Below are 24,831 nucleotides of genomic sequence, written 5' to 3'. Positions count from 1 at the left end.
ATGGCAACCGTCACCCACGTCTGCACCCTCGACTACATCGCAAAGATGCTGGGCGAAGACCCCGAGCTTCTCAAAGCCATCGTCTACAACGACGACAACCTGACCTATGGCTCGATCATCAGCGTCTATACCGGCCCGGATGACACCGTCACCGCCCTGACCGATGACGGTATCGATGAACTGAAAGACATGCTCAGGGACGCGCGCATCACCACCGAAACCTGGCACGCGTTCCTCGACGACTTTGTCGATGACGCGGAACTCGTCGCCCGCATCAAAACCCAATCGCCGCGGTAACAATCGGTCGGTTACTTATGATCCGCGATTAGTGCGAGTGCAGACGCACCGATCCGTGAGATCCTTCACTTCCAGGCACAGGCACTTTCTTTCCTGTTTCCCGCATCATAGTCTGCAAGACGAATCTGCTGCGATTTCCGCCGCCGCCCGCAAGACCAGCCGGCAACCACGAGCAAGGAGATGCCATGGCCGTTCGTCCTCCGGTCTGCGATTTCGGTGCCAAGGCGCCGGATTTCACGCTGCCTGATCCCGATGGGCGCATGTTCTCGTTCAGCGACATCGCCGGACCGCGCGGCACCTTGGTCATGTTCCTTTGCAACCATTGCCCCTATGTGCAGGCCGTCATCGACCGCATCCGGCGCGACGCGGCCGAATTGCAGGGGCTGGGGGTGGGCATCGTGGCGATCTCGGCCAACGACGTCACCGAATACCCCCAGGACGGGCCCGAGCAGATGAAGATCGAGGCCGAAAAACACGGCTTCACCTTTCCCTATCTTTACGACGAAAGCCAGGACGTCGCGCGCGCCTATGGCGCCGAATGCACGCCGGATTTCTTCGGCTACAATGCGGCGGGTGAATTGCAGTATCGCGGACGGCTGGATGCCTCGGGCCGCAATCCGGCGCCGCCAGACGCCCGGCGCGAGCTGTTCGAGGCTATGGCGCAGATCGCCGAAACCGGGCAGGGTCCGCGCGAACAGGTGGCCTCGATGGGCTGCTCCATCAAATGGAAGGCGTGAATGAACATCTGCTTTGCTCCCTGCCCCGTGGTTTTCGACCTTGACGGCACGCTGATCGACAGCGTGCCCGACATCCATGCCTGCGTGAACGCGGTCTTGCGCCTGCATGGCGTGCCGCCGCTGACGCTCGATCAGGTACGCGGTTTCGTCGGCGGCGGCGTCGATCTGCTCTGGCGGCGGGTCATCGGCACCACCGCGCTGCCGGTCGAGGCGCATCGCGATCTGGTCGCCTCGTTCATGACCCGCTATCATGACGCCACCGGCCTGACCCGGCTTTACCCCAACGTCACCGAGGCGCTGGGAACCTTGGCGGATCGCGGTTATCCACTGGGGCTTTGCACCAACAAGCCCCTGGGGCCGACCCGGGCGATCCTGGAGCATTTCGGCATCGCGCAGCTGTTCGGCATGGTGATCGGCGGCGATTCCCTGCCGCAGCGCAAGCCCGATCCGGCGCCGCTGCGCGCAACCTTTGCCGGGTTGGGCGCCGATCCCGCGCAGCCGCGCGGCGTCTATGTCGGCGACAGCGAATTCGACGAGGAATGCGCCCGCAATACCGGCGTGCCCTTCCTGCTGTTCACCCGCGGCTATCGCAAGACCCCGGTCGAGCAGATGGCGCATCACGGCACCTTCGACGATTTCGCCTACCTGCCCCTGCTGGTCGAGGAAGCCTCCGCCGTCGGCTAGGTCCATTCGGCGCGGCGGCGCTTGACAGAGCGGCGAAACGGAACGATCCGTCGCCGCATACCGCCATTCCGGCGCGATCCCAATCCAAGGAGTTCCGCATGGACCTGCGACAACTAACCCCCGATCTGGCCGTTGCGGCCCAGATCCGCCCCGAGGATCTGCCGGCCCTGGCCGAGGCCGGCTTTCGCGTCCTGATCAACAACCGCCCTGATGACGAGGTCGGCCCGGACGAGGATAGCGAAGCGATGCGTGCGGCAGCCGAGGCGGCGGGGCTGGAATACCATTTCAACCCCTTCACTCCGGGCCAGATCACCCCGCAGATGATCTCGCTCCAGGCCGAGGCGCTGGCCTCGCCCGGTCCCAAGCTGGCCTATTGCCGCTCGGGCAACCGCTCGACGGTGCTCTGGGCCTTGGCGCGTGCCGGGCAGGAACCGGTCGAGGACCTGATCGAGACCGCCGCGCGGGCCGGCTACGACCTGTCGGGCGTGCGGCCGCTGATCGAATCGCTGGCCCGGCGGGACGGCTGAACGGCGCGGAACTGGAACCTTGGCCGCTGCGGCGGGTTTCCCATGCGCCAGCCCGCGACCGGACGGATTTCCCGCTTCGGCAGGCCCAGGGAGGAATTGCCATGAACTCGATCATCTATCTTGTCGGCCTTGTCGTCGTGGTGCTGTTCATCCTGGGCCTTCTGGGCCTGCGCTGACGTCATTTGCGATTGACGCTGGCCTTTCGCGCCCCTCTGCGTTACCGGGGGCGCAAATTCTGAAAAAGGCCCCATATGGACATCCGCAATATCGCGATCATCGCCCACGTCGACCATGGCAAGACCACGCTGGTTGACCAGCTATTGAAGCAGTCGGGCAGTTTCCGCGAAAACCAGGCCGTGGCCGAGCGCGTGATGGACAGCAACGACATCGAGCGCGAGCGCGGCATCACCATCCTGGCCAAGGCGACCTCGGTCGAGTGGAAGGGCACCCGCATCAATATCGTGGACACCCCCGGCCACGCCGATTTCGGCGGCGAGGTCGAGCGTATCCTGTCCATGGTGGACGGAGTTTGCCTGCTGGTCGATGCGGCGGAAGGCCCCATGCCGCAGACCAAGTTCGTCACCTCCAAGGCACTGGCGCTCGGCCTGCGGCCCATCGTGGTCCTGAACAAGGTCGACAAGCCCGCCGCCGACCCGGACAAGGCGCTGGACGAGGTGTTCGACCTGTTCGCCAATCTGGGGGCCAGCGACGAACAGCTTGATTTCCCGCATCTTTACGCCTCGGGCATCGGCGGCTGGGCCGACGAGACGCTGGATGGGCCGCGCAAGGACATGTCCGCGCTTTTCGACCTGGTGCTGCGCCATGTCGAGGCGCCCAGGCAGATCTCTCGCCAGGACGAGCCCTTCCAGATGCTGGCGACCACGCTGGGCGCCGATCCTTTCATCGGCCGCATCCTGACCGGCCGGGTCGAGGCCGGCCGCGCCAAGGCCGGCGACACGATCAAGGCGCTGTCGCGCGACGGCGAGCGCATCGAGCAGTTCCGCGTCTCGAAGGTCCTGGCCTTCCGCGGCCTGAACCAGCAGCCGATTGACGAGGCGGTGGCGGGCGACATCGTCACCCTGGCCGGCATGTCCAAGGCGACCGTGGCCGATACGCTTTGCGCGCTGGAGGTGGACACTCCCCTGCCCGCCCAACCCATCGATCCGCCGACGATCAGCGTCACCTTCGGCATCAACGACAGCCCGCTGGCGGGCCGCGACGGCAACAAGGTGCAGTCCCGGGTGATTCGCGAGCGGCTGATGAAAGAGGCCGAGACCAATGTCGCGATCAAGGTCGAGGACACGCCCGGCGGCGACGCCTTCGTCGTCTCGGGCCGCGGCGAATTGCAGATGGGCGTGCTGATCGAGAACATGCGTCGCGAAGGGTTCGAGCTGTCGATCTCGCGCCCGCGCGTCATCTTCCGCGAGGAGGACGGCCAGCGGCTGGAACCGATCGAGGAGGTCATCATCGATGTCGATGACGACTATACCGGCGTGGTGATCGAGAAGCTGACCGGCGACCGCAAGGGCGAGATGGTGGACATGCGCCCCGCCGGCCACGGCAAGACCCGCATCGTCGCCCATGTCCCCTCGCGCGGGCTGATCGGCTATCACGGCGAGTTCATGACCGATACCCGCGGCAACGGCGTGCTGAACCGCATCTTCCACGGCTGGGCGCCCTACAAGGGCGCCATCCAGGGCCGCCGCCAGGGCGTGCTGATCTCGATGGAGGACGGCGTCTCGGTGGCCTATGCGCTGTGGAACCTCGAGGAGCGCGGCAAGATGTTCATCGGCGCGCAAGAACAGGTCTATCAGGGCATGATCATCGGCGAGCATTCGCGCGACAACGACCTGGAAGTGAACCCGCTCAAGGGCAAGAAGCTGACCAACGTGCGTGCCTCGGGCACGGACGAGGCGGTGCGGCTGACGCCTCCGGTGCGCATGTCGCTGGAGGAGGCCATCGCCTATATCGACGATGACGAGCTGGTCGAGGTCACGCCGAAAAGCATCCGCCTGCGCAAGCGTTATCTGGACCCGCATGAGCGCAAGCGGCAGTCTCGCGCCGAGGGCTGAACTTATTTCCCTGCCCATGGATTACAGGCTTTCGCATTGGCGAAAGTCTGTTAGGTTTGAGACAGATGGTTTCAGGAGCGGCTGATGGAAGGCCGGGGGAATATTTATCAGAGCTTGATTTTCGCCGCCCAGGAATATCTGGAGGAAACCGGGCATCTTCCCTCTGATCCGGGCGAACTCGCCCGATATACCGAAGCGAGCGAGGACGATATCCTCAGCATGTTCGGCTCGACCGACAAGCTGCATGAGGGATTGATCTATCACGCCGTTACATTGCTGAACGATGCGTTGCGCCAGGGCGTGATCGACGCCCATACCAGCGACCCGATCGAGCAGATGCACTCGATCGGGCATAGCTATCTGAACTGGGCCGAGAAGAATCCGACGCTGTTCCGGCTGCTGGTCAACGGGCTGAACGGCCCGATCAAGCCCGACAGCGCGCTGCACCGCTATACCAGTTCGATGCGCGACCTCTATCACCGCAAGCTGACCGAGGCGCAGCGGCTCGGCATCCTGGCCGAGGATACCGATATCGAGCTCTCGATCATGATGCTGCATTGCCTGGTCAAGGGCGGAAACATGATGTTCCTGACGCGCAGCACCGATCCCTGGTTCGACGGCGACACGCGCTCGACCCGTGAACTCGCCGAACGGATCTTCGCCGAGTTCATGGGCAATCTGGTGCGGGCCAATGCGCCTGCGGCCAAAGAAAAGACCTGAGCGCGGATCGGATCAGATCTGGCGTTCGGGCAGGTTCACCACCAGCCCGTCGAGTTCCGGCGTCACCTTGATCTGGCAGGTCAGGCGCGAGCGCACCGGATCGGGTTGCCAGGCGAAGTCCAGCATATCCTCCTCCATCGGATCCCGGGGCGGCAGCCGGTCCACCCATTCCGATGCCACATAGACATGGCAGGTCGAACAGGCGCAGGCGCCCCCGCAATCCGCGTCTATGCCGGGCACGCCGTTGTCGCGCGCGCCCTCCATCACGGTCATGCCGGGTTTGACGTCGATTTCGTGGACGGTGCCGTTGTGCTCGATGTAAGTGATCTTGGCCATGGGTGCCTTCCTTGCGCTTCAAGCCGCAGATAGGTCATTGCGCCGCGAGAGAAAAGCCCCGCCCCGGTTTCCAATGCCCTGTCCGGGCTGTCCCGCCCTGCCCCGGCCCAGACGCCTTAGAAAAGCGATTTCTGGCCCTTGGACGCCTGCGGCTTGCGGGTGGATCTGGCGGGGGGCGTTTCCGGCCGTGCCGCCAGGCGGCCGTCGAGGAATTCGATCTCGAAGCGCGGGGTCTGCACGGCCTCCGCCGCAGTGGTCAGCAGGCCCGAGGGGCCATGCACGACGGCAAAGCCGCGGCGCAGGGTTTCGCGATAGCCCAGCGTCTGGCGCAACCGGTCGAGCCGCTCCAGCGCGTCGCGCCGCGGTGGCAGGATGCGTGCGGCCCCGGCGGCCAGCCTGACGGCCAGCCGGTCCAGCATATCGCGGTCGCGGGCGATCTGGCGCGCGGCATCGGCCAGCATCCGGCCTCGGGCGCGTTCCAGCCGGTTGCCCAGATCGGCCAGCCGTTCGGCCCGGCGCTGACTGAGCCGCGCGAGGCATAGCGGCAGCCGCTGCGCCTGCGCTTGCAGCGTATCGCGCCGGCTGCGCAGCATGGCCCGCAGCGCCGAAAGCGACAGCGGCAGCGCGTTCAGCCGGTCGCGGCGGGCGCGCACGAAGCCCCGCAGCGCCGGTTCCAGCCGTTCGGCGAACAGGTCGAAGCGCTGCCGCGCCGGATCGGTCAGCGCCTGCGGCCGGCCGAGCGCACGGCCGAGGTCGCTCAGCCGCTGGCGCTGGCGCTGGTTGCGGGTCTGGGCGGCGCGCATCATCCGGGCCCGGATCTCGGTCAGCCGGGCGGCGAGTTCGGCGCGCACCGGAACCGCCATCTCGGCGGCAGCTGTGGGCGTCGGTGCGCGGCGGTCCGAGGCGAAGTCGATCAGCGTGGTGTCGGTCTCATGCCCCACGGCCGAGATCAGCGGGATGTCGCTGGCGGCGGCGGCGCGGACCACGGCTTCCTCGTTGAAGCCCCAGAGGTCCTCGAGACTGCCGCCACCGCGCGCGACGATGATCAGGTCCGGGCGCGGAACCGGGCCATGGTCGGGCAGCGCGTTGAAGCCCTGGATCGCGGCCGCGACCTGTGGTGCGCAGGCTTCGCCCTGCACCGCCACCGGCCAGATCAGCACCCGGGTCGGGAAACGGTCGCGCAGGCGATGCAGGATATCGCGGATCACCGCGCCCGAGGGCGAGGTCACGACGCCGATCACCCGCGGCAGATAGGGCAGCGGCCGCTTGCGCGATTCGTCGAACAGCCCCTCGGCCGCCAGCGCCTTGCGGCGCTTCTCCAGCATCATCATCAGCGCGCCGGCGCCGGCAGGCTCGATCTCCTCGACGATCAGCTGGTATTTCGACTGGCCGGGGAACGTGGTCAGCCGGCCGGTGGCGATGACCTCGATCCCCTCCTCGGGCCGGGTGGACAGGCGCGCGGCCTGCCCCTTCCAGGTCACGGCGGCGATCACCGCGCGGTCGTCCTTGAGGTCGAAGTAGAGATGCCCGGACGAGGGGCGCGAAACGCGGCCGATCTCGCCGCGCACGCGGACGCGGCCGAACTCGCCCTCGAGCACGCGCTTCACCGCGCCCGAGATCTCGGAGACGGTGAATTCGTGGATATTGCTGGGCGCCGCATCTTCGAACAGTTCCATGCCCCGGTTGTGGCGCGGGCCGGGCGCGGGATCAAGGGGCTTGGGGGATTGATCCGGGCCGGACCAGTTCCTAGAAGGCGCAAGACATTCGCAAGGGGGCCTTTTCGCATGAACATCCTGATCCTCGGCAGCGGCGGGCGCGAACATGCGCTGGCCTGGGCGATCCGGCAGAACCCGAAATGCGACCGGCTGTTCGTCGCCCCCGGCAATGCCGGGATGGAGCCGCTGGCCCGGCTGGCGGATCTGGACATCCTGTCCGGCCCTGCCGTGATCGGCTTTTGCGAGGAGAACGCCATCGACCTGGTGGTGATCGGCCCCGAGGCGCCGCTGGCGGCCGGCGTCGCCGACGAATTGCGCGCGGCGGGCATCCTGGCCTTTGGCCCGTCCAAGGCGGCGGCGATGCTGGAGGCCTCGAAAAGCTTCACCAAGGAGGTCTGCGATGCTTGCGGCGCGCCGACCGCCGCCTGGGCGCGCTTTGACGCGGCCGAGCCGGCGCGGGCCTATATCCGCGCGCAGGGTGCACCCATCGTCGTCAAGGCGGACGGGCTTGCCGCCGGCAAGGGCGTGACCGTGGCCATGACCGAGGCCGAGGCCATCGCCGCTGTGGACGAAGCCTTCGGCGGCGCCTTCGGCGAGGCGGGCGCCGAGGTGGTGATCGAGGAGTTCATGGCCGGCGAGGAGGCGAGCTTCTTTGTCCTTTGCGACGGCAAGGACTGCCTGCCGATCGGCACGGCCCAGGACCACAAGCGGGTCGGCGATGGCGATACCGGGCCGAATACCGGCGGCATGGGCGCCTATTCCCCTGCCCCGGTGCTGACCCAGGCGATCCAGGACCAGGTGATGGAGCAGATCGTGCGCCCCACCGTGGCCGAGATGGCGCGGCGCGGCACGCCGTTCCAGGGCGTGCTCTATGCCGGGTTGATGATCGAGGGCGGCCGGGCGCGGCTGGTGGAATACAATGTCCGCTTCGGCGACCCGGAATGCCAGGTGCTGATGATGCGGCTGGGCGCGCAGGCGCTGGACCTGATCCTGGCCTGCGCCGAAGGCCGGCTGGGCGAGATGGCGGTGAGCTGGGCCGACGACCACGCGCTGACCGTAGTGCTGGCCGCAAGGGGCTATCCCGGCGCTTATGAGAAGGGCAGCGCGATCCGCGGTCTCGATGCGCTGGCCGAGGACAGTTTCCGCATGGTCTTTCATGCCGGGACCGCGCGGCGGGACGGGCAGGTCGTCGCCATCGGCGGCCGGGTGCTGGCCGCGACCGGGCGCGGCGCGACGCTGGCCGAGGCACATGCGCGGGCCTATGCGCTGGCCGATGCCATCGACTGGCCCGGGGGATTTTGCCGCCGCGACATCGGCTGGCGCGCGCTTTGAGCTGCCGCGCCGGCGGCACGGTCGCATGAGTATTTGGAAAACGGTGAAAGCAGGCGGCGGCGCGGGGCGGCATCGCCCCTGCCGGCTGCAAGGCGGGAAATTGCTGCGGCCGCGTGTTTTTCGTCTTTTCAAGCCGGTGGCACGGGTCTTATAGTCCGCGCCATGACTCGGATGCAGCAGATCATTGCCACGGCCCCGCACGCGCAAGACCGCGCGCGCCTTGCCGTGAAACCCCGCGGTCTCCTTCTTCTTACGCTGCGCTGAGCGGGTCTCCGGGCCGCCGCTCAGTCTGGTTCGTGCCCGGACCTTGCGAGCCATGAAGAAGGATTCCCGAAATGACCGATCCGAACCGCGTATTGATCTTTGACACCACCCTGCGCGACGGCGAGCAATCGCCCGGCGCCACCATGAGCCATACCGAAAAGCTGGACATCGCCGAGATGCTGGACGAGATGGGCGTCGATATCATCGAGGCCGGTTTCCCCATCGCCTCGGAAGGCGATTTCACCGCCGTTTCCGAGATCGCCAAGCGCGCGAAGAACTCGGTGATCTGCGGCCTGGCGCGGGCGCAGGTCCCCGATATCGACCGCTGCTGGGAGGCAGTGAAGCACGCGAGGCAGCCGCGCATCCACACCTTCATCGGCACCTCGCCCCTGCATCGCGCCATCCCCAACCTGGACATGGACCAGATGGCCGAGCGCATCCACGACACCGTGACCCATGCCCGCAACCTGTGCGACAACGTGCAATGGTCGGCCATGGATGCCACCCGGACCGAGCACGACTATCTGTGCCGCGTGGTCGAGATCGCGATCAAATGCGGCGCGACCACCATCAACATCCCCGATACCGTCGGCTATACCGCGCCGCGCGAATCCGCCGCGTTGATCCGCATGCTGCTGGAGCGGGTGCCGGGCGCGGATACGGTCGTCTTCGCCACCCATTGCCATAACGACCTGGGCATGGCGACGGCGAACTCGCTGGCCGCGGTCGAGGCGGGCGCGCGCCAGATCGAATGCACGATCAACGGCCTGGGCGAGCGCGCCGGCAACACGGCGCTGGAGGAGGTGGTGATGGCGCTGAAGGTGCGTCACGACATCATGCCCTATACCACCGGCATCGACACCACCAAGATCATGGCCCTGTCGCGGCGGGTCTCGCAGGCCTCGGGCTTCCTGGTGCAGCCGAACAAGGCGGTGGTCGGCAAGAACGCCTTCCTGCACGAATCCGGCATCCACCAGGACGGCGTGCTGAAGAATGTCGAGACCTTCGAGATCATGAAGCCCGCCGATATCGGCCTGAACGAGGCCAATATCGCCATGGGCAAGCATTCCGGCCGCGCCGCGCTGCGAGCCAAGCTGAAGGATCTGGGCTATGAGTTGGGCGACAACCAGCTGAAGGATGTCTTCGTCCGCTTCAAGGCGTTGGCCGACCGCAAGAAGGAGGTCTATGACGACGACCTGGTCGCGCTGGTCCAGGATGCCGCGACGAATACCGAGGACGACTATCTGCAAGTCAAGCACCTGCGCGTGGTTTGCGGCAGCGACGGGCAATCGGCCGACCTGACCATGCTGGTCGGCGGCGAGGAAAAGGCCGTCCATGCGACGGGCGACGGTCCGGTCGATGCCTGTTTCAACGCCGTCAAGGCGATCTGGCCGCATCGGGCGCATCTGCAACTCTACCAGGTCCATGCCGTGACCGAGGGCACCGATGCCCAGGCCACCGTCAGCGTGCGCATGGAGGAGGAAGGCCGCATCGCCACAGGCCAGGCCTCGGATACCGATACCATCCTGGCCAGCGTCAAGGCCTATGTCGGCGCTCTGAACCGGCTGAAGGTACGCCGCGACATGGTCGGCGAAGGCGCCGATGCCAAGCAGGTCAGCATGTATTCGCACTGACCGCTGCGGGATGACGAAAAAACGGGGCGGCCGCTCAGGCCGCCCCCTTGCGTTCCACGAAGCCGAGGTCGCTGCCTTGCAGGAAGGGAAAGTCCTCGGCCAGTTCGCGCCGGAACTCGGCCGAGGCGAGTTGCTGGAACCATTTCGGAAACTTCGCGACGATGGTGGCGACGGAATCGCCCTCGTCCCAGCGGGTCTGCACATAACCCAGGCCTCCGACATCGGTGAAGGCCGGGAAATGTTTGGGCAACTGGAAATGGTTGTAGGCATAGATGCAGCGCCCCGGCCCGCGCATGCGCAGCGCCGCCCCGGCGCCCAGGAAGGGCTGATGCGCGCGCCAATAGCTGATCGGCTCGCCCTCGTAGCTGCCGATGACCAGCCCCTGCGGATAGCTGATGGCGAAGGCCGGCAGGTCCTCGAAGCGCCGGGCATGGCGACGGATGCGGGCGACGTGATGGCGGCTGAAGGCGTCGTCGTCATCGACGCGGAACTGGATCACCGGCCGGCCGGCGCTCTCGGCCGCCGCGCGCAGGGGCTCGCGCAGCGCGTTCACCGTCTCGCGCTTGTCCGAGACGATCAGCCGGATCTGCGGCACGCCGGCGCAAAGATCGCGCAGCCGATCCAGCCAGGGGCGCGGCATCTCGGGCGAGGTCAGCAGCCAGAAGCGGAAATCCGGGTCGGTCTGCGCCCTGACCGAAGGCAGGCAGAGCGTTTCGAACGCGGCGAAGCGGCGCTCCAGCCGCTCGGGCGCATAGAGCATGGCGCTGCGCTGCGCCAGAAGCTCGGGCGGGCTGGCCCCCTGCCCCGAGGATCCCGCCCAGTCGCATCTGCCCAGAAAGGAAAAACGGCAGATCCCCACGATATCGTCTCGCAAACCCTGCCCTTTCCCGGCAACCCGAACCGGCGGCAGCCTAGCAGGCGGCATCGCCCGGTCAAGCGGCGGCGCGGCGCCGCGGATCGTCGCCATGGCAGCGCGGCTCGCATCATTTTCCGGTTTCCCCGCGCCCGGGCTCGGCCTATATGTCCAGCACCTTCGACGGGGCGACTCGTCGGGGCAATCGGGCAATGGCCGTTCGCAAAAGAACGGCGAAAACGGCCGTCACGGCAGGGACGGCGGAAGGGGTAGTCTACATGGCCTTTGGCGGGTTGTTTTCCACCGATATCGCGATCGACCTTGGGACCGCGAACACGCTGATCTACGTCAAGGGCAAGGGCGTCATCCTGAACGAGCCTTCGGTCGTGGCCTATCACGTCAAGGACGGCAAGAAGCAGGTCCTGGCCGTGGGCGAGGACGCCAAGCTGATGCTGGGCCGCACGCCCGGCAGCATCGAGGCCATCCGCCCGATGCGCGAGGGCGTCATCGCCGATTTCGACAGCGCCGAGGAGATGATCAAGCATTTCATCAAGAAGGTGTTCAAGCGCACCACCTTCTCGAAGCCGAAGATCATCGTCTGCGTGCCGCATGGCGCCACGCCGGTCGAGAAGCGCGCCATCCGCCAATCGGTGCTCTCGGCAGGCGCGCGCCGCGCCGGGCTGATCGCGGAACCCATCGCCGCCGCCATCGGCGCCGGCATGCCGATCACCGAGCCGACCGGCAGCATGGTCGTGGATATCGGCGGCGGCACCACCGAGGTCGCCGTGCTGTCCCTGGGCGACGTGGTCTATGCCCGTTCGGTCCGCATCGGCGGCGACCGCATGGATGACGCGCTGATCAACTACCTGCGCCGCAACCACAACCTGCTGATCGGCGAATCCACCGCCGAACGGGTCAAGACCAGCATCGGCACCGCCCGCATGCCCGACGACGGGCGCGGCGCCACGATCATGGTGCGCGGCCGCGACCTCTTGAACGGCATCCCCAAGGAGATGGAGATCACCCAGGCCATGGTCGCCGAGGCGCTGGCCGAGCCGGTGCAGCAGATCTGCGAGGCGGTGATGGTGGCGCTGGAGGCGACGCCGCCCGACCTGGCCGCCGACATCGTGGACCGGGGCGTGATGCTGACCGGCGGCGGCGCCATGCTGGGCGAGCTGGACCTGGCGCTGCGCGAGCAGACCGGGTTGATGATCAGCCTGGCCGACCAGCCGATGAGCTGCGTGGCGCTTGGCACCGGCAAGGCCCTTGAATTCGAGAAGCAACTGCGCCACGTGATCGACTACGACAGCTAAGCAGGTTCGGCCCATGGCGCGCAAGGGCCCTGATTACGCGGCTCCGGTCCGCCGCATCCTGGTTTCGCTGCTGGTGCTGCTGCTGCTGGCGGTATTTCTGTTCTGGCAGATCGACAGCCCCAGGGCCGAGCGGATGCGCGCGGCCTTCATCGACCGTTTCGTGCCCAGCTTCGACTGGGTGATGGCGCCGGTGACCAAGGCCTCTCGCATGGTGGCGGGATTCCAGTCCTATGCCCGGCTCTACGAGCAGAACCAGGAATTGCGGCGCGAGTTGCAGAAAATGTCGGCCTGGAAAGAGGCCGCCGTTCAGCTGGAGCAGGAAAACGCCAAGCTGCTGGCCCAGAACAGCGTCAGGATCGACCCGGCCCTGACCTCGGTCTCGGGCGTGGTGCTGACAGACAGCGGCACGGCCTTTCGCCAGTCGGTGCTGCTGAACGTGGGCGCGCGCGACGGCATCGTCGATGGCTGGGCGACCATGGACGGGCTGGGGCTCGTGGGGCGCATCTCGGGCGTGGGGCAGACTACCAGCCGGGTGATGCTGCTGACCGATCCGTCGAGCCGCATCCCGGTGACCATCCTGCCCTCGGGTCAGCATGCGCTGCTGACCGGGGACAACACCGCCCTGCCGGCGCTGGATTTCATCGAAAGTCCCGAGAACCTGCGCCCCGGCGACCGCGTGGTCAGCTCGGGCGATGGCGGGGTGTTCCCGCCGGGCCTGCCGGTCGGCCAGGTGGCGCTGGCCAGCGACGGCCGGCTGCGGGTGCGGCTGGCCGCCGATTACGGGCGGCTGGAATTCCTGCGGGTGCTGCGCAGCCACCCGGCCGAGCAGCTTTCCGATACCGGACTGTTGATCCCGCCGCCGACGGCGGATTTCATCGGCCCACCCATGCCGCCCATCGCCGATCTGCAAGCCGCCGGGGCCGACTCCGACGCCGCCGAGGCTACGGATGATTGAGCCCGCCCGCCGCCAGCGGATCCTGGGGCAGGCGCTGTTCGTGGCGCTGTTTCTGGCGATCCTGTTCTGGCGGCTCCTGCCGCTGGCGCCGGGCCGCATCGGCTGGCCGGGACCAGACCTGGCGCTGTGCCTGGCGCTGGTCTGGGTGCTGCGCCGCCCCGAGCAGGTGCCCGTGCTGACCGTGGCCGCGCTGTTCCTGATCGAGGACATCCTGCTGATGCGCCCGCTGGGGCTGGGCGCCGCGCTGGCCGTGATCGGCACCGAGGCCGCGAGAAAGCGCGAGCAGCGTTGGCGCGAACTGCCTTTCATGGTTGAATGGCTGCGGGTGTCGATCCTCCTGGCGCTGATGATGGTTGCATATCGGGTCCTGCTGGCGGTGTTCTTCCTGCCGCTGCCGCCGCTCGGGCAGGTGATCCTGCAACTCATCGCCACGGTCGCCGCCTATCCGCTGGTCGCGGGACTGGCCGGCTGGGCGCTCGGCCTGCCCCGCAACCGCGCCGAAAGAGACACGAGGCATCGCTGAGCCATGCGCAAGTCGGAACGCGAAATCGCCGAAAGCAGCCGCCTCATCACCCGCCGGGTGCTGATGCTGGGCGCGATCCAGGCGGCGGTGGTCTCGGCGCTGGGGCTGAAGCTGCGCTCGATGCAGGTGGAGCATGCCGACGAATACCGCATGCTGTCGGACGGCAACTCGATCAAGATCCGGCTGCTGCCGCCGGCGCGCGGGCTGATCCTGGACCGCAACGGCACCATCATCGCCGGGAACGAGCAGAACTATCGCGTCACCCTGACCCGCGAGGAGGCGGGCGACGTCTCGGCCGTGATCGCGCGGCTGCGCCACATCATCCCGATGAGCGACCGCCAGGCCGCCGAGATCCTCGAGGAGATCCGCAAGCGCAGCGCCGTCACCCCGGTCCTGGTGGCCGACCGGCTGAGCTGGGCCGAATTTTCCTCGATCGCGCTGAACGCCCCTGCCCTGCCCGGCGTCACGCCCGAGGCGGGCCTGTCGCGCAGCTATCCGCGCGCCGGCGATTTCGCCCATGTGCTGGGCTATGTCGGGCCGGTTTCGGATTACGACCTCTCGAAGATCGAGAATCCCGACCCGGTGCTGCGCCTGCCCGAGTTCCAGCTGGGCAAGGTCGGCATGGAGGCCAAGCTGGAGGAGGCGCTGCGCGGCAAGGCCGGCTCGCGCCGGGTCGAGGTGAACAGCGCCGGGCGCGAGATGCGCGAGCTGTCGCGGCAAGAGGGGCAGCAGGGCGCCACGGTGCAGACCACGCTGGACGCCGGCTTGCAGAATTTCGCCACCCAGCGGCTGGGCAGCGAAAGCGCCGCCGCCGTGGTGATGGACGTGACCAACGGCGACATTCTGGCGATCTCCTCCTCGCCGGTCTTCGACCCGAACAAGTTCGTGCGCGGCATCTCGGGGCCGGACTATCGCGCGCTGATGGAGCACGACCACAGGCCGCTGGCCGACAAGACGGTGCAGGGCGTCTATCCGCCCGGCTCGACCTTCAAGATGGTGACGCTGCTGGCCGGGCTGGAATCCGGGGTCATCAATTCCGGCTCGCGCTTCTATTGCCCGGGCTATACCCAGGTCGCCGGGCGGCGGTTCCATTGCTGGAGCCGCGGCGGCCATGGCACGGTCGATGCCCTGCGCAGCCTCGAGCTGTCCTGCGACGTCTATTATTACGAATTGGCGCAGCGCGTCGGCATCGACCGCATCGCGGCCATGGCGCGCAAGCTGGGGATCGGCGTGCGCCACGAGTTGCCGATGTCCGCCATCGCCGAGGGCATTGCCCCGGACCGGGCCTGGAAGCGGGCGCGCTACGATCAGGAATGGCAGGTCGGCGATTCGCTGAACGCCTCGATCGGCCAGGGCTATGTGCTGGCCTCGCCGCTGCAACTGGCGATCATGACGGCGCGAGTGGCGACGGGCCGCGCGGTCGCGCCGCGGCTGGTGCGCGCCATCGACGGCCAGGCCGAGGCGGTGCCGGAATGGCCGGAACTGGACATCAACCCGCTGCATCTGCGCACGGCGCGGGCGGGCATGGATGCGGTGATGAACGGCAGCCACGGGACGGCGCGGCGCTCGCGCATCACCCTGCCGGAATGGCAGATGGCGGGCAAGACCGGCACCTCGCAGGTCAGGAACATCACCGCCGCCGAACGCGCCCGCGGCGTGATCTCGAACGATCAGCTGCCCTGGAACCGGCGCGACCATGCGCTGTTCGTCTGTTTCGCGCCCTATGACATGCCGCGCTATGCGGTCTCGGTGGTGGTCGAGCATGGCGGCGGCGGTTCGGCCGTGGCCGCCCCCGTCGCCCGCGACATCCTGCTTTACGCGCTGGCGGACGGCCTGCCGCCGCTGACCGCCTATCCCGAGAGCGAGCGCGCCAAGGTCCAGGAGATGTGGTCGCGCATGAACCTGACCCCCTCGGCCCGCAAGGGCGAGGGCCGCGCGAGGGCCTGACGCATGAGCTATCTCGACTATCACGTCGCGCAGGTGCCGACGGGTTGGCGCAAGATCCTGTATCTGAACTGGCCGCTGGTGTTCCTGGTCACCGCCGTCAGCTGCATCGGCTTTCTGATGCTCTATTCCGTCTCGGGCGGCGACATCGACAAATGGGCCGGCCCGCAGATGGAGCGTTTCGCCATCGGCATGGTGCTGATGCTCGCGCTGGCCTTCGTGCCGATCTGGTTCTGGCGCTCGATCTCGGGGATCGCCTATGTCGTCTGCGTCCTGCTGCTGGTGCTGGTCGAGGTGATCGGCCATGTCGGCATGGGGGCGCAGCGCTGGCTGGTGCTGGGGCCGATCCGCATCCAGCCGTCCGAGCTGACCAAGGTCGCCTTCGTGCTGACGCTGGCGGCCTATTACGACTGGCTGCCGGTCGAAAAGGTCTCGCGCCCGCTCTGGGTGCTGATCCCGGTGATCCTGATCCTGCTGCCGACCGGTCTGGTGCTGATGCAGCCCGATCTGGGCACCTCGATCATGCTGATCGCCGGCGGCGGCATCGTCATGTTCGCGGCCGGCGTCAGCCTGTGGTATTTCGCCGGCGTCATCGCCATCGTCGTGGCCGGCATCACCGCGGTGATGGAAAGCCGCGGCACCGACTGGCAATTGCTGCACGACTACCAGTTCCGCCGCATCGACACCTTCCTCGACCCGGGCTCGGATCCTCTGGGCGCGGGCTACAACATCGCCCAGGCGCAGATCGCGCTGGGATCGGGGGGCTGGTCGGGGCGCGGCTTCATGCAGGGCACGCAGTCGCGGCTGAACTTCCTGCCCGAGAAGCACACCGACTTCATCTTCACCTCGCTGGCCGAGGAGTTCGGCTTCGTTGGCGCGGGGTCGCTGTTGATTCTCTATGTGCTGATCCTGGGATTTTGCCTGTACTCGGCGCTGACCAACCGCGACCGCTTCGCCAGCCTGCTGACCATCGGCATCGCCGGGACGTTCTTCCTTTACTTTTCGATCAACATGGCCACCGTGATGGGAATGCTGCCCGCCAAGGGCTCGCCCCTGCCGCTGGTCAGCTATGGAGGGACATCGCTGATGATCCTGCTGATGGCCTTCGGCATCGTGCAATCGGCCCATGTCCACCGGCCTCGTGGATAGGGAGCCGCACGGATGAGGGTGCTGTTCGCCGCCCCCGCGCGCCTGTGGGACGCCTGGGCGCCCGCGCTTGGCGCCGCCTGCCCCGAGATGCAGCTTTGCCGCGACGGTGATCCGGCCGGCTTCGACGCGCTGATCTATGCGCCGGGCTATCCCGAGGACGGCACTACGCTGGATTTCACCCCCTTCACCCGCGCCCGCGTGGTGCAGAGCCTCTGGGCCGGGGTCGAGCGCATCGTGACCAACCCGACCCTGACCCAGCCGCTCTGCCGCATGGTCGATCCGGGATTGGCCCTGGGGATGCGCGAATATTGCCTGGGCTGGGCGTTGCGGGCGCATCTGGGCATGGACCGCTACGCGCAGGACGGCATCTGGCGCAGCCACCTGACCCCGCCGCTTGCCGCCGGGCGCAGCGTCACCGTGCTGGGCATGGGCGAACTGGGCCGGGCGGTGGCCTCGGCGCTGATGGGCCTTGGCTTCCGCGTCACCGGCTGGTCCGGGTCCGGCCGCCCGGTGCGGGGGATCGAGGTCCTGCCCGGGCCACACCTGCCCGAGGCATTGTCCAGGGCCGAGATCCTGATCTGCCTGCTGCCCGACACGCCCGGGACGCGCGGCCTGCTGGACCGCGACCGCCTGGCCATGCTGCCCAGGGGGGCGACCGTCATCAACGCCGGACGCGGCACGCTGATCGACGAGCAGGCGCTGCTGGCGGCGCTGGATAATGGGCTGGGCCATGCCGTGCTGGACGTGTTCCAGACCGAGCCGCTGCCCCCCGATCATCCCTTCTGGAGCCATCCGCAGGTCACGGTGACGCCGCATGTCTCGGCCGAGACCCGGCCCGAATCGGCCGCCACGGTTGCGGCCGAGAACCTGCGCCGGGCCATGCGGGGCGAGCCGCTCTTGCATCTGGTGGACCGGGCGCGCGGCTATTGAGGGCCGGATTTGTCCGCAGGGTCGCGCCATGCTATCAGGCACCGAGCCCGCCCTCCTGACGATTTGCGCAACTTGCGCGCGAAAGGCGCCCGGCGGATAACGAGAACGGATGGAAACGGCCCCGTGCCGATGGAGCGATTTTCATGACGATCACCCCTGTTCTGCTTGCCGGAGGCTCTGGCACCCGGCTCTGGCCCGTCTCGCGCAAAAGTTTCCCCAAGCAATTCGCCCCGCTGGTGGGCGAGGAGAGCCTGTTCCAGGCCTCGGCCCGCCGGCTCAGCGGTCCGCGCTACGGCGCGCCGGTGGTGATGACCAACGCCGATTTCCGCTTCATCGTCGCCGAGCAACTGGACCAGATCGGCATCAGCCCTGCGGCGATCCTGATCGAGCCCGTGGGCCGCAACACCGCACCTGCGATCCTGGCCGCCGCGCTCAGCGCCGCCGAGAAGGACCCGGAGGCGGTGCTGCTGGTCGCACCCTCGGATCATGTCGTGCCGGATGCCGAGGCCTTCGGCCGCGCCGTCGAACTGGGCCTGCCCGCGGCGCAGGCGGGCCGTATCGTCACCTTCGGCATCGCCCCCAGCCGCCCCGAGACCGGCTATGGCTATATGGAGGCCGAGGGTGAGGGCGCCGGCCCGCTGGTGCTGAAGCGCTTCGTCGAAAAGCCCGATGCCGAGAATGCGAAGCGGATGATCGCCCAGGGCAATTTTCTGTGGAACGCCGGCATCTTCCTGTTCGCCGCCCGCAGCATGATCGACGCGTTCAAGGCCCATGCCCCGGAATACCTCGCCCCCGTCCGGGCGGCGCTGGCCGAGGCGCGCCTGGACCTGGGCTTCCTACGGTTGGCGCCCGAGCCCTGGGACCGGCTGCCCGGCCTGTCGGTGGATTACGCCGTGCTGGAAAAGGCCGACAACCTGTCAGTCGTCCGCTTTTCGGGCCATTGGTCGGATCTGGGCGGCTGGGACGCGGTCTGGCACGAGGCGCAACGGGACGAACCGGCCGAGCGCGGCGCGGTGGTGGATGCGCATTCGACCGCCATCGACTGCGACAACGTGCTCTTGCGCGCCGAGGACGAGCGGATGGAGGTCGTCGGCATCGGCCTGCGGGACGTGATGGTCGTGGCGACCGACGATGCCGTGCTGGTCGCCGGCATGGACCGCGCGCAGGAGGTGCGCGAGGCGGTCAATGCGCTGAAGGCCAAGGGCGCGCGCCAGGCCGAGATATTCCTGCGCGACCACCGCCCCTGGGGCTGGTTCGAGACGCTGGCGCTGGCCGACCGCTTCCAGGTCAAGCGCATCGTGGTCAACCCGGGCGGCGCGCTGTCGCTGCAATCGCATTTCCACCGCTCGGAACATTGGATCGTGGTCTCGGGCACCGCGCGGGTGACGGTGAACGACACGGTGACGCTGGTGACCGAGAACCAGTCGATCTACGTGCCGCTGGGCGCCGTGCACCGGATGGAGAATCCCGGCAAGGTGCCGATGGTGCTGATCGAGGTGCAGACCGGTGCCTATCTGGGCGAGGACGACATCGTGCGCTACGAGGATGTCTATTCCCGCGACTGACACCGCTCGCGGCATCGTGGGCCGCGGCGGCTTGCGGCGCGGATGCGGCCCGTCTAACCATGGCCCGCGATGAGACGGATGACCAAATCGCTGATCCCGGCCGCGATGCTGCTGGTGCTGACCGCGCTGGCAGCGCGGGCCGAGGAATTGACCGTGCAGCTGCGCGGGCCGGCGCTGGCCGAATCCGCCGGCTTCCTGGTCGCCGAGGCGCGCGGCTATTACGCCGAGGAAGGGCTGACGGTCCGGCTGCGCCCGGCCGATGATGCCCCGCCCTTCGAGGCGCTGGCACGGGGCGAGGCCGATCTGGCGGTGGAATGGATGCCCGCCGCGTTGGTGGCGCGCGAGAACGGCCTGCCCGTGGTCAATGTCGCGCAGGTCTTCGCCCGGCCGGCGCTGCGGCTGACCTGCCTGCGCGAGACGGGCGTGACCGGCGCCGCCGACCTGCGCGGCAAGACCATTGGCAACTGGTTCGACGGCACGGAGTATCCGCTGCTGGCCTGGCTGAACCGGCTGGGGCTGGAGGCCGATGACAGCCTGTCCGGCGTCGCGCTGCTGGGGCAATGGCCGGGGGCCGAGATGCTGCGCCAGAAACAGGCCGCCTGCATCAGCACGCTCAGCTATGACCCGGTCCCGGACGAAGGGCTGGTCGAACTCGACCCACAGGACCAGGGCGCGGCGGTGCTGGAGGACGGGCTTTATGTCCTGTCCGGCACGCTTGCCGCGCCGGAGGCCGAGGCGCGGCTGGCACGGTTCCTGCGCGCCAGCATGCGGGGCTGGCGCGAGGCGGTCACCCGGCCCGAGGACAGCGCCCGGCTGATCCTCGGCCCCGATCCCGATCCGGGCGCCCTGCAACGGCAGGCCGGGATGCTGCGCCGCATCGGCGGGCTGCTCTCCGCCACCGGGGTGCTGGACGAGGCCGATTATCACCGCACCGTCGAGAACCTGCGCGCCGGCGGCCCGCGCTCGGTGCTGCGCCGCGATCCGCAAGGCGCCTTCACCCGCGCGGTCAGCAACCGCGCCGCCCTGCCCGAAGCCGCGGCAGCCAACGGCCCGGACCTGCCGCCGCTGCGCTGATCCGCCTCGGCCCCCCCCCTTGCCGGCCCCCTTCGGCCCAGGCAAGAGAGGCGCATGAGCGACGACACATCTTCCCGACGCCACAGCCCCATCGAGGATGCGCAGGGCCTGGCCTATGGCAGCTTCATGGCCGCGGTCGGCGTGCTGCTGCTGACGCATCTGGGCTTCGTCACCGGCCAGACGGCGGGGCTGGCGATCCTGATCTCCTATGCCACCGGCTGGAGCTTCGCGCCGATCTTCTTCGCGGTGAACCTGCCTTTCTACTGGCTGGGCTATCGCCGGTTGGGGCTGGGCTTCATGCTGAAATCCTTCATCGCCGTGGCGGCGATGTCGGTGCTGGTCACCATCCTGCCGCCGGCTCTGCAATTCGGCCATGTCCACCCGGCGGTGGGGGCGCTGCTGGTGGGTTTTCTGACCGGCTCGGCGCTGCTGGCGCTGTTCCGGCACGGTGCCTCGCTGGGCGGGGTGGGCATTGTCGCGCTGTATTTGCAGGATGCCACGGGCTTTCGCGCCGGCTGGACACAGCTGATCTTCGACGCCTGCCTCTTTGCCTGCGCGCTATTGCTGCGCGACTGGCAGACGGTGGCCTGGTCCTTCCTGGGGGCGCTGGTGCTGAACCTGGTGATCGCCATCAACCACCGCCGCGACCGCTACGTCGTCTAGCGGCGGCGCTCAGGCCGCCACCCCCAGCGCGCGCTTCACATTGGCGGTCCAACCCAGCAGCCGCTTGTCGCCCGCGATGATCGCCGGCCGCTTCATCAGCGAGGGCTTGGCCGAGAGCATCTGCAAGGGCGTGCCGGCGCGTTCGTCCTCGGACATGCCGCGCCAGGTCAGGCTGGCGCGGTTCACCAGCTTCTCGCCGAAATCACCGATCATGCGCTGCCATTGGTTCTCGTCCAGCGGCGCCTTGGCCACGTCGCGGAAATCCACCTGCCAGCCTGCGGCCTCCAGTTCGGCCTGCGCCTTCTGGCAGGTCGAGCAATGGGCCAGGCCATACATTTCAAGCCGGCCCGCCATCAGACGAAGGGCACCAAGGGCACGCCGCAGGCCGCAAGGGCCAGCAATGTGCAAAGGGAAAGGACCTGTCTCACGATTTTCGCTCCTTCTTCGGATTTTGCGGCATTATCGGTTCAGGGAACGGTCGGCGCTAGTGGCCGCTGCCGTCATGCAGCCGGGCCCGGATGCGCCGCATGCCCAGCCAGACGGCCAGCACGGCGATAGGGGTCAGGGCCGCGACCAGCACCGCCTTGTCGATGTGCAGCGCATGGGCCAGCGGATAAAGCGCATAGCCCAGTAGGCCGACCGCGTAATAGCTGATCGCCACCACCGACAGCCCCTCGACGGTGTGTTGCAGGCGCAATTGCAGATCGGCGCGCCGGTCCATGCGCTGCATCAGCTCCTGATTCTGGGCGCTGCGCTGGACATCGACGCGCGTGCGCAGCAACTCGCCCGCCCGCTCGCTGCGGTCCAGCATGGCGGACAGCCGCTTCTCGGCCGATTTCGCGGTGCGCATGGCGGGCAGATAGCGCCGGGCCATGAACTCGGTCAGCATCTGGCCGCCCAGAAAGCGCGTCTCGCGCAGCGAGGCGACGCGGTCCATGACGATGGCCTCGTAGGCGGCATTGGCGCCGAAGCGGAAGGCGTGCTGGGTCGCCGCGCTTTCCAGCCGGGTCGAGACCGACAGCAGGTCTTGCAGCACCGCCTCGGCCGGGCGGCTGTCGTCGCTCATGCTTTGCACGATGTCGCTGAGCTGCGGGTCCAGCGCATTGAGCTGTCGGGTCAGGTCGCGCGCCCGGCCCAGGCCCAGCATGGACATGGCGCGATAGGTTTCCAGATCCAAAAGCCGTTGCACGATGCGCCCGATCCGGCCGGGCTGCGTGTCGGGCTTGACGAACAGCGCAAAGCGCATCCAGCCGGCCGGATCGATGCGGAAATCGCCGGCGACCACCGCCGCCTCCTCCAGCACCCAGACCGAGGCGAGGCTGTCGGCCGCGAACCACTCCGACAAGCGCGGCAGGAGGTCGGCCGGTCTCTCGGGCAGAATATCGACCTGGATCATCACCGCCGCGACGCGCTTGCCGGGCGCGTGATGCTGCCAGTCATGGGGAAAGATCTCCCCTGCCGCAGGATCAAAGGGGCGCGGCGGCAAGCCGGGCGCGAAGGCGGCGTAGGTGACGAACTCGGTATGGCTTTCCCAGCGCAGTTGGTGGCGGCCAAGCTGGGCGGTGTAATGGCCGGCGCTGGTATCGGGACGCGGCGCGCCATGCCGGGCGCAAAGCGCGGCCAGATGCGCGACATCCCTGCCCCGGTCGCGGTTGGCGGCGTCGCGCGGCTCCTTGATCGCCAGATAGACGGCGGTGCAGGGCGCCTTGAGCCGCGGCGAAGGCCGGGCGTGCAGCTCGTTCACCAGGGCATAGCGCTGGGGATGTTCGTCATCGTCGTTCATGGGCGCATGATTAGCGGGCGGCATTTTTCCCGCAACAGGAAAACCCCGCGACGCGCCAGCTCTGGCAAATCTGCCACGCCGCGGGCACCGGCATCAGGATTTCGTGAAGCCGCGGCACATTGCCGGGCACGCGCCGGACGGGCAAGATGGCGCAAAACACCGGATCGAGGGACGCGCACCAATGACGGGCTGGCTGGGACGTATCGTTGCACTTGCGATCTTGCTGGGGCTTGCCGCCTGCGGTCCCAGCAAGTTCAAGACCTATTCCGGTCCCCCGGTGACCCAGGTCGTGGTGAACAAGGGCGCGCGGCAGATGCTGCTGCTGAACGGCAACACGGTGCTGAAGGCCTATCGCATCGGGCTGGGCAACGAGCCCCTCGGCCACAAGCAGTTCGAGGGCGACGGCAGGACGCCCGAGGGGCTCTACTACATAGACCGCCGCAATCCCGACAGCCGCTATCACCTGTCGATCGGCATCTCCTATCCCAATCCGCATGACGCGGTGCGGGCCGCCGAACTGGGGCGCAGCGCGGGCAGCGACATCTTCATCCACGGCCAGGGCCCCGAAGGCCGGGCGCTGTCCAAGCTGCGCCAGGACTGGACCGCCGGCTGCATCGCCGTAACCGATGCCGAGGTCGAGGATGTCTATGCCATGGTGCGCGACGGCACGCCGATCCTGATCACCCCCTAGGGGTTTCGGCCAGCGGTCGAACGGGACTGCCGGCACACGCGCATAGCTTGTATGGAAGACCTGTTCAAAAGGGCATATACTCATCCACGCCTTCAGGGATTAACAATTTGCGTAAAATGTTAATTCCCAAGTGCCCCCTACCCATGTATCTGCCCCCCATCATTCATGATGCCCTGATCGATTCCGCCGAAACCGAGGGCTATGTCCCCGGCTCGATAGAAATCGTGATGCGCTTCGGCACGCATTCGCGCTGGTGTGCGGGGGTGATCGTCGTCTGTTCGGCGCAGCGGTCGCGGGCCCTGGCCACGCGTTGTGCGCTGCTGATTCCGCGCAAGGGCAAGCGTACCCGCAAGCTGGCGGTGCATCCCGCATTGCCGGCAGATGTCATCAAGTCGATGCTGGACGCGGTCTGAAGGCAGCGAGCCGCGCATGAAAAAGGCGGGCCTTGGGCCCGCCTATTGTCGTTTCGCCGTTTCTCCTGTCACTCGATCATTGGCAGGAGCTGGTCGATGGATTTTTTTGCGTCGCCGTAGAACATGCGGGTGTTTTCCTTGTAGAAGAGCGGGTTCTCGATGCCGGAATAGCCGGTGCCCTGGCCGCGCTTGGAGACGAAGACCTGCTTGGCCTTCCAGACCTCGAGGACCGGCATGCCGGCGATCGGCGAGTTCGGGTCCTCCTGCGCCGCCGGGTTCACGATGTCGTTCGAGCCGATCACGATCGCCACGTCGGTCGAGGGGAAATCCTCGTTGATCTCGTCCATCTCCAAGACGATGTCATAGGGCACCTTGGCCTCGGCCAGGAGCACGTTCATGTGGCCCGGCAGACGGCCCGCCACCGGATGGATGGCGAAGCGCACCGTCTTGCCCTTGGCGCGCAGCTTGCGGGTCAGCTCCGACACCGATTGCTGCGCCTGCGCCACCGCCATGCCATAGCCCGGCACGATGATGATCTCGTCGGCATCGTTCAAGGCCGCCGCCACGCTGTCGGCGTCGATGGCCACCTGCTCGCCCTCGATCTCCATCGCCGGGCCGGCCTCGCCGCCGAAGCCGCCCAGGATCACGCTGACGAAG

25 protein-coding genes are annotated in these 24,831 nt (G+C 67.6%); 19 read left to right on the top strand and 6 right to left on the bottom strand.

What is annotated here, in order from left to right:
- From AQY21_RS02785 to AQY21_RS02760, 6 genes are all read left to right on the top strand, one after another.
- The coding region (locus tag AQY21_RS02785) for a hypothetical protein (protein ID WP_058095925.1) at positions 1-297 on the top strand (297 nt) is incomplete at its 5' end.
- A 185-nt stretch (positions 298-482) separates the two neighbouring features.
- Complete coding sequence (locus AQY21_RS02780) at positions 483-1,034, top strand: thioredoxin family protein (protein ID WP_058096317.1); 552 nt, start codon at positions 483-485, stop codon at positions 1,032-1,034.
- A complete protein-coding gene (gene gph, locus AQY21_RS02775; protein WP_058096316.1) occupies positions 1,035-1,718 on the top strand; it encodes a phosphoglycolate phosphatase in 684 nt (227 codons plus the stop codon).
- Between the two features lie 98 nt (positions 1,719-1,816).
- Positions 1,817-2,245, top strand: a complete 429-nt coding sequence (locus AQY21_RS02770; protein WP_058096315.1) for a TIGR01244 family sulfur transferase — start codon at positions 1,817-1,819, stop codon at positions 2,243-2,245.
- Positions 2,246-2,496: 251 nt separating this feature from the next.
- Positions 2,497-4,317 carry a translational GTPase TypA gene (gene typA, locus AQY21_RS02765; RefSeq protein ID WP_058096314.1) on the top strand — a complete coding sequence of 607 codons (1,821 nt, stop codon included), beginning with the start codon at positions 2,497-2,499 and terminating at the stop codon, positions 4,315-4,317.
- An 84-nt stretch (positions 4,318-4,401) separates the two neighbouring features.
- The gene (locus AQY21_RS02760) at positions 4,402-5,037 is read left to right on the top strand and encodes a hypothetical protein (protein ID WP_058096313.1); all 636 of its coding nucleotides are present in this window, start codon (positions 4,402-4,404) and stop codon (positions 5,035-5,037) included.
- Between the two features lie 12 nt (positions 5,038-5,049).
- Here the strand turns inward: AQY21_RS02760 and AQY21_RS02755 are convergent, their stop codons facing one another.
- Both AQY21_RS02755 and xseA read right to left on the bottom strand, forming a co-directional pair.
- Complete coding sequence (locus AQY21_RS02755; RefSeq protein WP_058096312.1) at positions 5,050-5,373, bottom strand: 2Fe-2S iron-sulfur cluster-binding protein; 324 nt, start codon at positions 5,371-5,373, stop codon at positions 5,050-5,052.
- A 116-nt stretch (positions 5,374-5,489) separates the two neighbouring features.
- Positions 5,490-7,049, bottom strand: coding sequence for an exodeoxyribonuclease VII large subunit (gene xseA, locus AQY21_RS02750; protein ID WP_058096311.1), 1,560 nt, complete (start codon positions 7,047-7,049; stop codon positions 5,490-5,492).
- Positions 7,050-7,157: 108 nt separating this feature from the next.
- Here xseA and purD point away from each other — a divergent pair, with 108 nt between their 5' ends.
- Both purD and AQY21_RS02740 read left to right on the top strand, forming a co-directional pair.
- Positions 7,158-8,420 carry a phosphoribosylamine--glycine ligase gene (gene purD, locus AQY21_RS02745; RefSeq protein ID WP_058096310.1) on the top strand — a complete coding sequence of 421 codons (1,263 nt, stop codon included), beginning with the start codon at positions 7,158-7,160 and terminating at the stop codon, positions 8,418-8,420.
- Positions 8,421-8,755: 335 nt separating this feature from the next.
- Positions 8,756-10,318: a 2-isopropylmalate synthase gene (locus AQY21_RS02740; protein WP_058096309.1), complete on the top strand. Its 1,563-nt coding sequence runs from the start codon at positions 8,756-8,758 to the stop codon at positions 10,316-10,318.
- A 34-nt stretch (positions 10,319-10,352) separates the two neighbouring features.
- Here the strand turns inward: AQY21_RS02740 and AQY21_RS02735 are convergent, their stop codons facing one another.
- Entirely contained in the window at positions 10,353-11,192 is an 840-nt protein-coding gene (locus AQY21_RS02735) for a putative rhamnosyl transferase (RefSeq protein WP_058096318.1), read from the bottom strand.
- 257 nt (positions 11,193-11,449) lie between these two features.
- Here AQY21_RS02735 and AQY21_RS02730 point away from each other — a divergent pair, with 257 nt between their 5' ends.
- From AQY21_RS02730 to AQY21_RS02690, 9 genes are all read left to right on the top strand, one after another.
- Positions 11,450-12,484 carry a rod shape-determining protein gene (locus AQY21_RS02730; protein WP_058096308.1) on the top strand — a complete coding sequence of 345 codons (1,035 nt, stop codon included), beginning with the start codon at positions 11,450-11,452 and terminating at the stop codon, positions 12,482-12,484.
- Between the two features lie 13 nt (positions 12,485-12,497).
- Positions 12,498-13,439, top strand: a complete 942-nt coding sequence (gene mreC, locus AQY21_RS02725; protein ID WP_058096307.1) for a rod shape-determining protein MreC — start codon at positions 12,498-12,500, stop codon at positions 13,437-13,439.
- Positions 13,432-13,962 carry a hypothetical protein gene (locus tag AQY21_RS02720; protein ID WP_058096306.1) on the top strand — a complete coding sequence of 177 codons (531 nt, stop codon included), beginning with the start codon at positions 13,432-13,434 and terminating at the stop codon, positions 13,960-13,962. The genes mreC and AQY21_RS02720 overlap by 8 nt, the downstream gene beginning before the upstream one ends.
- Before the next feature lie 3 nt (positions 13,963-13,965).
- A complete protein-coding gene (mrdA, locus tag AQY21_RS02715; protein WP_058096305.1) occupies positions 13,966-15,909 on the top strand; it encodes a penicillin-binding protein 2 in 1,944 nt (647 codons plus the stop codon).
- Positions 15,910-15,912: 3 nt separating this feature from the next.
- Entirely contained in the window at positions 15,913-17,055 is a 1,143-nt protein-coding gene (gene rodA, locus AQY21_RS02710; protein ID WP_058096304.1) for a rod shape-determining protein RodA, read from the top strand.
- Positions 17,056-17,067: 12 nt separating this feature from the next.
- A complete protein-coding gene (locus AQY21_RS02705; protein WP_058096303.1) occupies positions 17,068-17,985 on the top strand; it encodes a glyoxylate/hydroxypyruvate reductase A in 918 nt (305 codons plus the stop codon).
- 143 nt (positions 17,986-18,128) lie between these two features.
- Positions 18,129-19,550: a mannose-1-phosphate guanylyltransferase/mannose-6-phosphate isomerase gene (locus tag AQY21_RS02700; RefSeq protein WP_058096302.1), complete on the top strand. Its 1,422-nt coding sequence runs from the start codon at positions 18,129-18,131 to the stop codon at positions 19,548-19,550.
- 78 nt (positions 19,551-19,628) lie between these two features.
- Positions 19,629-20,624 carry an ABC transporter substrate-binding protein gene (locus tag AQY21_RS02695; RefSeq protein ID WP_238986675.1) on the top strand — a complete coding sequence of 332 codons (996 nt, stop codon included), beginning with the start codon at positions 19,629-19,631 and terminating at the stop codon, positions 20,622-20,624.
- Positions 20,625-20,678: 54 nt separating this feature from the next.
- Positions 20,679-21,287: a YitT family protein gene (locus tag AQY21_RS02690; protein WP_058096300.1), complete on the top strand. Its 609-nt coding sequence runs from the start codon at positions 20,679-20,681 to the stop codon at positions 21,285-21,287.
- A gap of 9 nt (positions 21,288-21,296) precedes the next feature.
- Here AQY21_RS02690 and AQY21_RS02685 read toward each other — a convergent pair whose 3' ends face one another.
- Positions 21,297-21,641, bottom strand: a complete 345-nt coding sequence (locus AQY21_RS02685) for an arsenate reductase family protein (protein WP_058096299.1) — start codon at positions 21,639-21,641, stop codon at positions 21,297-21,299.
- Positions 21,642-21,771: 130 nt separating this feature from the next.
- Entirely contained in the window at positions 21,772-23,070 is a 1,299-nt protein-coding gene (locus AQY21_RS02680) for a DUF3422 family protein (RefSeq protein WP_058096298.1), read from the bottom strand.
- A gap of 181 nt (positions 23,071-23,251) precedes the next feature.
- Here AQY21_RS02680 and AQY21_RS02675 point away from each other — a divergent pair, with 181 nt between their 5' ends.
- Positions 23,252-23,761, top strand: a complete 510-nt coding sequence (locus tag AQY21_RS02675; protein WP_058096297.1) for a murein L,D-transpeptidase family protein — start codon at positions 23,252-23,254, stop codon at positions 23,759-23,761.
- A 143-nt stretch (positions 23,762-23,904) separates the two neighbouring features.
- Entirely contained in the window at positions 23,905-24,174 is a 270-nt protein-coding gene (locus AQY21_RS02670; RefSeq protein WP_058096296.1) for a hypothetical protein, read from the top strand.
- Between the two features lie 68 nt (positions 24,175-24,242).
- On the opposite strand, the gene AQY21_RS02665 is transcribed toward AQY21_RS02670, so the two are convergent.
- The coding region (locus tag AQY21_RS02665) for an NAD(P)(+) transhydrogenase (Re/Si-specific) subunit beta (RefSeq protein ID WP_161905889.1) at positions 24,243-24,831 on the bottom strand (589 nt) is incomplete at its 5' end.

Source organism: Paracoccus sp. MKU1 (genome assembly GCF_001447385.1).
GTDB lineage: Bacteria > Pseudomonadota > Alphaproteobacteria > Rhodobacterales > Rhodobacteraceae > Paracoccus.
This window is presented reverse-complemented; position numbering and strand designations above follow the sequence as displayed.

Excerpts from the sequence above, each read along its gene's own strand:
- mrdA (WP_058096305.1), top strand. The coding sequence starts at position 13,966 with ATGCGCAAGTCGGAACGCGAAATCGCCGAAAGCAGCCGCCTCATCACC.
- AQY21_RS02690 (WP_058096300.1), top strand. The coding sequence starts at position 20,679 with ATGAGCGACGACACATCTTCCCGACGCCACAGCCCCATCGAGGATGCG.
- AQY21_RS02730 (WP_058096308.1), top strand. The coding sequence starts at position 11,450 with ATGGCCTTTGGCGGGTTGTTTTCCACCGATATCGCGATCGACCTTGGG.
- AQY21_RS02685 (WP_058096299.1), bottom strand. The coding sequence starts at position 21,641 with ATGGCGGGCCGGCTTGAAATGTATGGCCTGGCCCATTGCTCGACCTGC.
- AQY21_RS02670 (WP_058096296.1), top strand. The coding sequence starts at position 23,905 with ATGTATCTGCCCCCCATCATTCATGATGCCCTGATCGATTCCGCCGAA.
- gph (WP_058096316.1), top strand. The coding sequence starts at position 1,035 with ATGAACATCTGCTTTGCTCCCTGCCCCGTGGTTTTCGACCTTGACGGC.
- mreC (WP_058096307.1), top strand. The coding sequence starts at position 12,498 with ATGGCGCGCAAGGGCCCTGATTACGCGGCTCCGGTCCGCCGCATCCTG.
- AQY21_RS02700 (WP_058096302.1), top strand. The coding sequence starts at position 18,129 with ATGACGATCACCCCTGTTCTGCTTGCCGGAGGCTCTGGCACCCGGCTC.
- AQY21_RS02705 (WP_058096303.1), top strand. The coding sequence starts at position 17,068 with ATGAGGGTGCTGTTCGCCGCCCCCGCGCGCCTGTGGGACGCCTGGGCG.
- AQY21_RS02755 (WP_058096312.1), bottom strand. The coding sequence starts at position 5,373 with ATGGCCAAGATCACTTACATCGAGCACAACGGCACCGTCCACGAAATC.
- AQY21_RS02680 (WP_058096298.1), bottom strand. The coding sequence starts at position 23,070 with ATGAACGACGATGACGAACATCCCCAGCGCTATGCCCTGGTGAACGAG.
- xseA (WP_058096311.1), bottom strand. The coding sequence starts at position 7,049 with ATGGAACTGTTCGAAGATGCGGCGCCCAGCAATATCCACGAATTCACC.
- AQY21_RS02770 (WP_058096315.1), top strand. The coding sequence starts at position 1,817 with ATGGACCTGCGACAACTAACCCCCGATCTGGCCGTTGCGGCCCAGATC.
- AQY21_RS02675 (WP_058096297.1), top strand. The coding sequence starts at position 23,252 with ATGACGGGCTGGCTGGGACGTATCGTTGCACTTGCGATCTTGCTGGGG.
- AQY21_RS02740 (WP_058096309.1), top strand. The coding sequence starts at position 8,756 with ATGACCGATCCGAACCGCGTATTGATCTTTGACACCACCCTGCGCGAC.
- AQY21_RS02720 (WP_058096306.1), top strand. The coding sequence starts at position 13,432 with ATGATTGAGCCCGCCCGCCGCCAGCGGATCCTGGGGCAGGCGCTGTTC.
- AQY21_RS02780 (WP_058096317.1), top strand. The coding sequence starts at position 483 with ATGGCCGTTCGTCCTCCGGTCTGCGATTTCGGTGCCAAGGCGCCGGAT.
- AQY21_RS02760 (WP_058096313.1), top strand. The coding sequence starts at position 4,402 with ATGGAAGGCCGGGGGAATATTTATCAGAGCTTGATTTTCGCCGCCCAG.
- AQY21_RS02695 (WP_238986675.1), top strand. The coding sequence starts at position 19,629 with ATGACCAAATCGCTGATCCCGGCCGCGATGCTGCTGGTGCTGACCGCG.
- rodA (WP_058096304.1), top strand. The coding sequence starts at position 15,913 with ATGAGCTATCTCGACTATCACGTCGCGCAGGTGCCGACGGGTTGGCGC.
- purD (WP_058096310.1), top strand. The coding sequence starts at position 7,158 with ATGAACATCCTGATCCTCGGCAGCGGCGGGCGCGAACATGCGCTGGCC.
- typA (WP_058096314.1), top strand. The coding sequence starts at position 2,497 with ATGGACATCCGCAATATCGCGATCATCGCCCACGTCGACCATGGCAAG.